This window comes from Dorea sp. (assembly GCF_977044405.1).
Window position 1 is genome coordinate 155,709 of record NZ_CDRRQK010000004.1, and the last position, 8,828, is coordinate 164,536.

Consider the following 8,828-nt stretch of genomic DNA (forward strand, 5'->3'; position numbering starts at 1 on the left):
GTTCGCAACATTCCACTCTTTGCTGCTTTATTTCTCCTCTCTCAGATCCTCCAGCATCTCTCTGACTGTCTTCCCATATACCGGATGTCTCTTATACGGAGCGATTTCCTCTAACGGCTCCAGTACGAATTCTCTCTTATGCATCTCCACATGCGGAATACATAACTCGTCTTTTTCCATTACAAGGTCATCATAAAATATAATATCCAGATCCAGTGTTCTTGGTCCCCAGTGGATAATCCTCTCTCTTCCGGCTTCTTTTTCAATCCGGTTCAGTTCTTTTAATAATTCTTCCGGATACAGGAGAGTCCGCAGTCTCAGACATCCATTTAAGAAATCCGGCTGATCCGTCACACCATACGGCGGTGTTGTGATGAATCCCGATACTTTTTCAACCTTGGTATTACGCACTTCATCCAGTGCTTTTACTGCTTCGTCCAGGTATTTCTGGCTGTCACCCATATTAGATCCCAGTGCAATATATGCTGTATGCCACTGTCTCTCAATCTCGACGCTTACCGTCTTAAGCGGAAGACCCACAGGGGCCCATGGTTTTTTAATCTCCAGTTTTACTTTCTGTAACCCCTCAACCTTAAGCAGCATCTCTTCGGCCAGTCCTTCTGCAATCTTCTCAAGCAGCTTAAATGTATGACTCTTTAAATACTCTGTAATAAATGCACTTACTTCCCCATAATGGATCGATGCACTTAATTCATCCTCAAGCCCTGCTTTTCTGGTATCTGTATACAGGACAGCAGACACCACGAACTTCTGCCCCAGTACATTTTCCTCCGGAAATACACCGTGATTGGCGAATACTTCCAGATCCTCTATCTTAATCTTGTCCCATTCCATGTTATAAACCTCACACTCTTACTTATCATAACTTCAGAATCCTGCATCTCATACTTCATGCTTTCTCATGATCGCCTTTGTCATCTGGATGGCTCTTTTATTCTTCTCTACATCGTGAACTCTGACAAATGCGCATCTTTTCTGGACTCCATAGACGGTTGTAACCATCGTTCCTTCTTCTCTTTGATCTACCGGAAGATCGAGTGTCAGACCGATCACGGATTTCCTGGATGTTCCAAGTAATACCGGGTAGCCCAGTTCATTTAAGATTTCCATCCGGTCAATGATTTCCAGATTCATCTCATATGTTTTTCCAAATCCTACACCCGGATCCAGGATGATCTGGTCATCTGCAATGCCTGCATTCTTTGCAATCCTTACACATTCTTTCATATCATCCATAAAATCTTTCAAAAAATTCTGATATTCTGCCTTCTCACGGTTATGCATCAGACAGCATGCCACATTATATTTTGCGATCACATCTGCCATCTTCTCATCATATTTTAGTCCCCAGATATCATTTACCAGGTCTGCCCCCGCCTGAATGGCTGCTTCTGCCACATGACTCTTATAAGTATCGATGGATACCGGCACGTCAAATTCTTTTTTCAGCGCCTCGATGACCGGTGTCACTCTTGCAATCTCTTCTTCATCTGTGATCTGTATATGCCCCGGACGTGTAGACTCCCCGCCTACATCGATGATATCCACGCCTTCTTCTACCATCTGTCTGGCATGTGCCATCGCTGCATCCATGCCGTTAAATTTTCCACCGTCAGAAAAGGAATCCGGTGTTACATTCAGGATTCCCATAATATATGTGTTATTCTTTGTGTCAAATTCTCTTCCACCTATAATCATATCGTAATCTCCATATTCTTTTCTTCTTTGTCCCAGTTGCATTTCTTTTCTGCTGCGCAGGACAGACACATTCTGGATCTTTTGTCACTTTCGTAAAAAAGCTCCTCTATCTGCTGCATCCCCTCATGTCTTCTTCTGTGTCCTTTTACCGCCAGACAGATCAGTTCTTTTTCCTCATCTGTGAAGTTCACTTCCTCCGGGAGCGAATCCAGAATCCTTCTTGCCACCTTTTCCCCTGCTATCTCATGTGGGATCTGTTCTCTGTACTGGAACGATTTGCCAATATCGTGAAGAACTGCTGCCGTGTAGATCAGTTCCTTTTCATAACCCAGACCTTCTTCCAGATTCTTAATATATGCAATCCTTGCCACATCCAGGAGATGATTCATCTGATGACAGCAAAAGATCCGGTCCGTCTCACAGGATCGGATTCTTTCATAATATTTCTGATATAACTCGTGATTTATAACCGCGTTCAGCCGCGGCATCTTATCTCTTTTCTTTATTTCTTTTTTCATATCTTTACGTTTTTCTGTTTTATTTTAACTCTGTTACAGCTCATACGTTATACCAACCGTAACATTCATCTGTTCTTTATCTGCCAAGAAGCCGGAAGAATCTCTCTTCCAGTGCCGGATCTTCTTCAAATACACCGCGTCTTGCGATTGTAACGGTCTGGCTTCCCGGCTTCTTGATCCCGCGCATCGTCATACACATATGCTCGGCCTCAATCATGACCAGTGCGCCTTTTGGCTGCATATGTTCCATCAGTGCATCTGCAATCTGACCGGTCAGCTGCTCCTGAAGCTGCAGTCTTCTGGCAAATACCTCCACCGTCCGTGCAAGCTTACTAAGCCCGACAACCTTACCATCCGGAATATAGGCAATGTGCGCCTTTCCGTAAAATGGAAGAAGGTGATGTTCACAGGTAGAATAAAAGGTAATATCTTTTTCTACCACCATCTCCTGGCTGTCTACCGTAAATGTTTTGGAAAGATGCGTTCCGGCATCTTCATCCATACCTCCATATATCTCTTCATACATTCTGGCAATACGGTCCGGCGTATCAATCAGGCCTTCCCGGTTCACATCTTCTCCCATGCCTTCCAGGAGAAGGCGCACTGCCTGTTCTATCTTTTCATGATCAATCATTTTCTTCCTCGTCTTTCTTTATGACTCTTTCTTTGCAGAATTTACTCTTCGTATATCCTCAATTATTGTCTTCCGGTTCCTGATTCATTGTACTCATATCTGTTGTAATAATCCTTCACAGATTCCTGATTCAATACCGGTATGTATTACATTTTCATATCTTTCACACACTGAATTACTTCACTGAGATAGGACAACGAACCACAGGCAACCACTACTCTGTTTTCTGCATCCTCTTTTGCATAATCATACGCTTTTGCCACAGCCTCTTCTATACTCTTTTCAGCTGTTACTGCCAGGAACTTTCCTTTATTCTTCCGGCATGTTTCTTCTTGACATCCACCTGCTATATCCGGTATTTTTTTCTCATCTGTTATTGATTTCTGCGCCGTATTTCTGATGCATTCTGCCAGTTTTTCTCCGGGCAGAGTACGTTCTTTATTCGGAAGATCCACCGTATAGACTCTCGATGCCAACGGACTTAATATCTGCACAATCTTTTCGTATTCTTTATCTTTGAATACACCCATGATAAATATGATTTCTTTTTCTTTAAAATACCGTTCCAGTGACGTTCGCAATTTCTTCGCCGCATCTTCATTATGTGCACCATCCACGATCACTACCGGTTCTTCCGACAGACAGGTGAACCGTCCGGCCCATCTCGTCTCACGGATGCCATCCCGCACTGCCTCTTCCGTAATCTCATACCCCAGATCCTTAAGGCTATTGATTACTTCCAGTGCTGCCGCCAGATTCTCTCTCTGGCATTCTCCGGCAATCTGACTTTGCATATGCAGATATTCCTTATATGAAAATGTAATTCCCTTATAGTCATCTGCCTCTATCTCCATAAGCTCCGGTTCTGCTTCTACGTAAGCACATCCAAGACTTCCGGCCTTTTCCTGCAAAATCTTGCTTATACTTTCCTTCTGTCTTGCCGATACTACTTTACATCCCGGTTTTATAATTCCTGACTTTGTCTGCGCAATCTCCTCAAGCGAATCGCCAATCATGCCCAGATGGTCCACACTGATGGTTGCAAATGCCGCACATACCGTATTCTTTACAATATTCGTCGCATCCGTCTCGCCGCCAAGACCAGTCTCTAATACAACCAGATCACAATTTTTCTTTTTAAAATACAAAAAAGCCATTGCCGTCTCTGTCTCGAACACCGTCGGGACAGGCTGTTCTTTGCTCTTTAGCCGGTCAATCGCTTCTTTTACCTGTTCTGTTATATCTGCAAATTCAGTTTCGGAAATCCATTCTCCATCTACCTGAATCTTTTCCAGATACGAGATTACTGTCGGTGAAACATATCGTCCGGTTTTATATCCTGCCTTACTTAAAATCGTTGAAGTGTATGCAAGCACAGATCCTTTTCCATTCGTTCCTGCAATATGTATGAACTTTAAGTCATCCTGCGGATTTCCCAGCTCACGCAACAGACCTCGAATCGTATCTAAGCCAAGTACACTTCCGTATTTCGACATTTCGTCCAAATATACCCTTGCTTCTTTATAGGTCACGTTCTTATTTTCCTTTCATTTCCATACAGAGAACCTGCCACTGACAGCTTCTCCCATGTTCTAAAAAATAATGCTGTCAACCGGATATTCCCGATTAACAGCACTATCATACCACTATTCGATTACTCTAACAAGTAATTACCTGCGTATTTATAGAAATCACTTCTATACAAACAACATCATTTTTTCCAACGTATAGTAAGTCAGACGGATATTCGCAATCTGCTTCGTTACTTGATTCGCCTAAATATTCAATAAGTCACTGAATACTTTCAGTGCTCCGTCTGTCTCATGCGCCAGTACTCGTTTTGCAAGTACTTTACCAAGCTGAACACCTTCCTGGTCGAAGCTGTTCACGTTCCATACGAATCCCTGGAACATTACTTTGTTCTCGAAGTGTGCAAGAAGTGCTCCAAGAGATCCCGGATTTACCTGCTCTCCGATGATGATGCTTGATGGACGTCCACCTTCGAAGTTCTTATTGCGGTTCTCATCTGCCTTACCACATGCAAATGCTACGATCTGGGCAGCTACGTTTGCACACAGTTTCTGCTGACTTGTGCTGTCTTGAATTACAACATCTGTTGCCATCTGGCTGTTCTTGTATCCAACAAACTGTAATGGCACAATGTCTGTTCCCTGATGCAGTAACTGATAGAATGAGTGCTGTCCGTTTGTTCCAGGTTCTCCGAAAATAACCGGGCCTGTAGGATAATCAACCGGCTCTCCGAAACGGTTTACAGATTTTCCGTTAGACTCCATATCTAACTGCTGTAAATGTGCCGGGAAGCGGCTCAATGCCTGAGAATACGGAAGTACTGCCGTACTTGGATATCCCAATACATTTCTTTCATATACACCGATCAATGCATCCAGCATTGCAGGGTTTTTGAATACGTCTTTGTTCTTAGACAGTACATCTTCCTTTGCTGCACCTTCCAGGAACTGTGCAAATACTTCCGGACCAAATGCCAGGGATAATACCGCACCTCCAACTGCAGATGTAGAAGAATAACGTCCACCGATATAGTCATCCATGAAGAATGCGGCAAGGTAATCATCACTCTTAGCCAGTGGAGATGTCTCACTTGTAACAGCGATCATGTGCTTAGAAGCATCCAGTCCTGCGTTCTTCAGGGCATCTTTTACGAATGATTCATTGGTCAATGTCTCAAGTGTTGTACCTGATTTTGATACTAATACAAAGATAGAGTGCGCCACATCGATAGAATTCAGTACGGCTGCAGCATCATCAGGGTCTACGTTACTGATGAACTTTGCTTCCATCTTAAATGTATCATTTTTCTTTGCCCAGTTTTCAAGTGCAAGATACATTGCACGAGGTCCGAGGTCACTTCCACCGATACCGATCTGAACAACTGTCGTGAATTTTTCACCGGCTCCGTTCGTAATCTCTCCTGCATGTACTTTATTTGCAAAATCTGCAATCTTAGCCTGCTGCTCTGTATAGAATGCACGCTTGTCCACGCCGTCAGCTTCTACAGCTTCTCCGAGCTGTCCACGTGTCATGTGGTGAAGTACAAGACGTTTTTCACCTGTGTTGATCACTTCTCCGTTATACAGTGCTTCGAATTTGTCTACCAGCTGTGCTTCGTCTGCTAATTTTGCAAGTGCAGCCAGTACTTTATCATCAACCTGCTTTGCAGCATAGTTATAAGTAAGTCCTTCTGCCATCGGAACGCTGTAATTCTTTACACGTTCTGCTCCGCTTTCTCCTGTCATTGCTTCTACAAGATTTACACGTTCTACATTCTCAAGTTCTTTGAATGATGTAAGGGTATCTAAGTTGTTCCAGGTAATCATAGTATTAGATTCCTCCTTAATAAATATAAATATGTTCTTTCCAGCCTGTTAATTCAGACCGTATTCTATATAGATAGTAGCATATTTTTTCAATAATAACAATTATTATATCCTGTATATACTATGAATGATAATCTTTTATTGAACCACCGTTTATTCAATGCTATACTAAAAGTAGCGAGTCTGCAAAGGTCTTTTGTAGAGAAAGGACGTTATTTTTATGGTAGAAAATATATTTTTAAAAGACCAGAAACCAATCAGTTTTGCTGATTATCTGTATTATAATCCGGACAGCCGTGAGAATCTTGGAGCTGAGCTTCCGGTTATGGTATACCGCATGCTTGAGTACTCTCTGAAAGACGAACTGATCAAACGTTACGGAAAAGAAGAACAGGTAGAAATCTTCCGGAATGCCGGACGTACTGCCGGTGAATTCTTCGCCAAACAATTCCTTAATATGGACCAGTCACTGGACAAATTTGTCGGTGAGCTTCAGGACCGTATGCAGGAATTAAAGATCGGTGTTCTCCGTATCGAAAACGTAGATGAAGAAAGTGGTAAGATCATCCTGACCGTAGCAGAGGATGCCGACTGTTCCGGGCTTCCGGTTCTTGGCGAAACTGTATGTAATTATGATGAGGGATTCATCTCTGGAATTCTTTCTGTGTATTCCGGAAAACCATACACCGCAATTGAAGTTGACTGCTGGGCAACCGGCGACCGTGTCTGCAGATTTCATGCTGCAGTTGAAGATACCGAATAATCCGGCAACATGTCTGCCCGCACAGTGAGATGATGTTGCAGATGCTTTGCATTTTCATTCTGTTTTGAAAGATTATTTTGCAAGTTATTATTTCAGGAGATACATTTATGGAAGATAGAAACTGCCAATTATTATTTGAATATCTGAGGAGCATTTTATATGATCCAAAACCCGCATCCCTGGATATTGAGCTTCTGGACGAACCTTTCCAGAAGCTTGGAATGGGGCTTCAGTATCTTGATCACGCTGTCCGCGAGATGAAGACGTATTCTGCTGCGCTCTCCAATGGTAATCTGACAGATTTTACTCCTTCCAGAGATAACTTTTTATGTGAGAATCTCAAGAACATCCATGCCAATCTGAATCATCTGACCTGGCAGGCCAAGCAGGTTGCAAAAGGTGACTACTCTCAGACGGTATCTTATCTCGGAGAATTCTCTGAAGCATTTAACACCATGACAAAGCAACTCCATGAACGTGAAGAATTTTTAAAAGAAGAAGCAGAACGTGAAAAAAATCATGCAGATATGGTCGATAACTACAACGGACTTCTGCTTGACCTGATCAAACGCAGTAAAGAAGATATCCTCGTTACAAGTATCAATGACCCACGAATTCTTTATTCCAGCCGCAATAATATTGAAAAGCTTCAGAACTATGAGCTCTATAAGATCTTCCTTGAGAAACAGAAAGCCGGTCAGTTAAAAAAAGCTTCTGATGAAGCCTCCTATGAATGGACCTGGGATGCTGAAGATTCCTCTCATCACTTTTACCGTATCACAACTGCTTTGATGGAATGGCAGGGGGAAGAAGCCTATGCACACATCATTCTGGAAGTTACCAAAGATAAGCTTGAACAGGACAAGCTCGAACAGGAAGCTTACTTTGATACTCTGACCCAGATTGGTAACCGGTGTTATTTCCAGAAGAAGCTCGATGAACTATTAGACACCGGCAATGATCTGATCTTCTGCTACTGTGACCTGGATCATCTGAAATATGTGAACGATACCTATGGCCATATGGAAGGGGACTGGTATATCTGCCACTTTGTTGATATTGTAAAACACAATATCCGTGAACATGATGTATTCGCCCGTGTCGGCGGTGATGAATTCTGTATTATCCTGAAAGGATGTCCGGAAGACGTCGCACAAAAAAAGATCCGGAAGATCCAAAAGGACTTTATCGCCGAATCCACCAGACCTTATGATAAGAACTTTAGCTTTGGTATTGTAAAGCTTTCCAACGATCAGAAAGCTATCGGCATTGATGCCATCTTAAAACAAGCCGATGCGGCTATGTATATACAGAAAAAAGAACATAAAAAACAACATAAAAAACAACTTCTTATGAATACTTAAGTACCTGAAAGACCTGCCACTGGCAACTTTTTCTGCATACTTTATGCGTTCAGAAAGGATCTGACACCGACAGCTTCTTTTCTGAACACATGGCGATCTAAAAAAGCGCTGGTTAACCGGGCTATACCGTTTCCAGCGCTTTTTTACTCTGTCGTATATCTGTTATCTCTGTTGTACCGTATGACTACCGCATTTTCTCCTGTCAGCTGATCAAAGCTCCCAATATTTCTTCCAGTTTCTGTATGTTCACAGGCTTTGACAGATGTCCGTTCATTCCACTTGCAAGTGACCGTTTTACATCAACAAAAAAACAACCAACACATGTTGATTGCTTCTTATCTTTCATATACCTTCAAAACTGCATACAAGAAATATTTTCTTTCATCCTACCTATCACCTTGCTTGGTCATGCCCTCGACCGATTAGTATCAGTCAGCTCCATACATTACTGTACTTCCACCTCTGACCTATCTA

The 8,828-nt window shown here is 42.5% G+C and carries 9 protein-coding genes; 2 read left to right on the plus strand and 7 right to left on the minus strand.

All coding sequences use genetic code 11. The features are described from left to right. Positions 1-27: 27 nt before the first annotated feature. From folK to ACWJAF_RS03430, 6 genes are all read right to left on the minus strand, one after another. The gene (gene folK, locus ACWJAF_RS03405; protein WP_448862218.1) at positions 28-855 is read right to left on the minus strand and encodes a 2-amino-4-hydroxy-6-hydroxymethyldihydropteridine diphosphokinase; all 828 of its coding nucleotides are present in this window, start codon (positions 853-855) and stop codon (positions 28-30) included. Between the two features lie 48 nt (positions 856-903). Then, positions 904-1,719, minus strand: a complete 816-nt coding sequence (folP, locus tag ACWJAF_RS03410; protein ID WP_296091805.1) for a dihydropteroate synthase — start codon at positions 1,717-1,719, stop codon at positions 904-906. Further along, positions 1,716-2,237: an HD domain-containing protein gene (locus ACWJAF_RS03415; RefSeq protein ID WP_296033808.1), complete on the minus strand. Its 522-nt coding sequence runs from the start codon at positions 2,235-2,237 to the stop codon at positions 1,716-1,718. Before ACWJAF_RS03415 ends, folP begins: the two co-directional genes overlap by 4 nt. 76 nt (positions 2,238-2,313) lie before the next feature. Then, positions 2,314-2,871 (minus strand): GTP cyclohydrolase I FolE, encoded by a 558-nt coding sequence (gene folE, locus ACWJAF_RS03420; protein WP_296033807.1) that lies wholly within the window; start codon positions 2,869-2,871, stop codon positions 2,314-2,316. A 146-nt stretch (positions 2,872-3,017) separates the two neighbouring features. After that, positions 3,018-4,403 carry a bifunctional folylpolyglutamate synthase/dihydrofolate synthase gene (locus ACWJAF_RS03425; RefSeq protein WP_448862220.1) on the minus strand — a complete coding sequence of 462 codons (1,386 nt, stop codon included), beginning with the start codon at positions 4,401-4,403 and terminating at the stop codon, positions 3,018-3,020. Positions 4,404-4,646: 243 nt separating this feature from the next. After that, positions 4,647-6,227, minus strand: a complete 1,581-nt coding sequence (locus ACWJAF_RS03430; RefSeq protein WP_296091787.1) for a glucose-6-phosphate isomerase — start codon at positions 6,225-6,227, stop codon at positions 4,647-4,649. Between the two features lie 220 nt (positions 6,228-6,447). Here ACWJAF_RS03430 and ACWJAF_RS03435 point away from each other — a divergent pair, with 220 nt between their 5' ends. Together ACWJAF_RS03435 and ACWJAF_RS03440 are read left to right on the plus strand one after the other, a co-directional pair. Then, positions 6,448-6,990: a V4R domain-containing protein gene (locus ACWJAF_RS03435; RefSeq protein ID WP_296033802.1), complete on the plus strand. Its 543-nt coding sequence runs from the start codon at positions 6,448-6,450 to the stop codon at positions 6,988-6,990. A 107-nt stretch (positions 6,991-7,097) separates the two neighbouring features. Further along, positions 7,098-8,354 (plus strand): sensor domain-containing diguanylate cyclase, encoded by a 1,257-nt coding sequence (locus tag ACWJAF_RS03440; RefSeq protein WP_448862223.1) that lies wholly within the window; start codon positions 7,098-7,100, stop codon positions 8,352-8,354. 202 nt (positions 8,355-8,556) lie between these two features. Here ACWJAF_RS03440 and ACWJAF_RS03445 read toward each other — a convergent pair whose 3' ends face one another. Then, positions 8,557-8,700: a hypothetical protein gene (locus tag ACWJAF_RS03445; protein WP_448862225.1), complete on the minus strand. Its 144-nt coding sequence runs from the start codon at positions 8,698-8,700 to the stop codon at positions 8,557-8,559. Between the last annotated feature and the right edge of the window lie 128 nt (positions 8,701-8,828).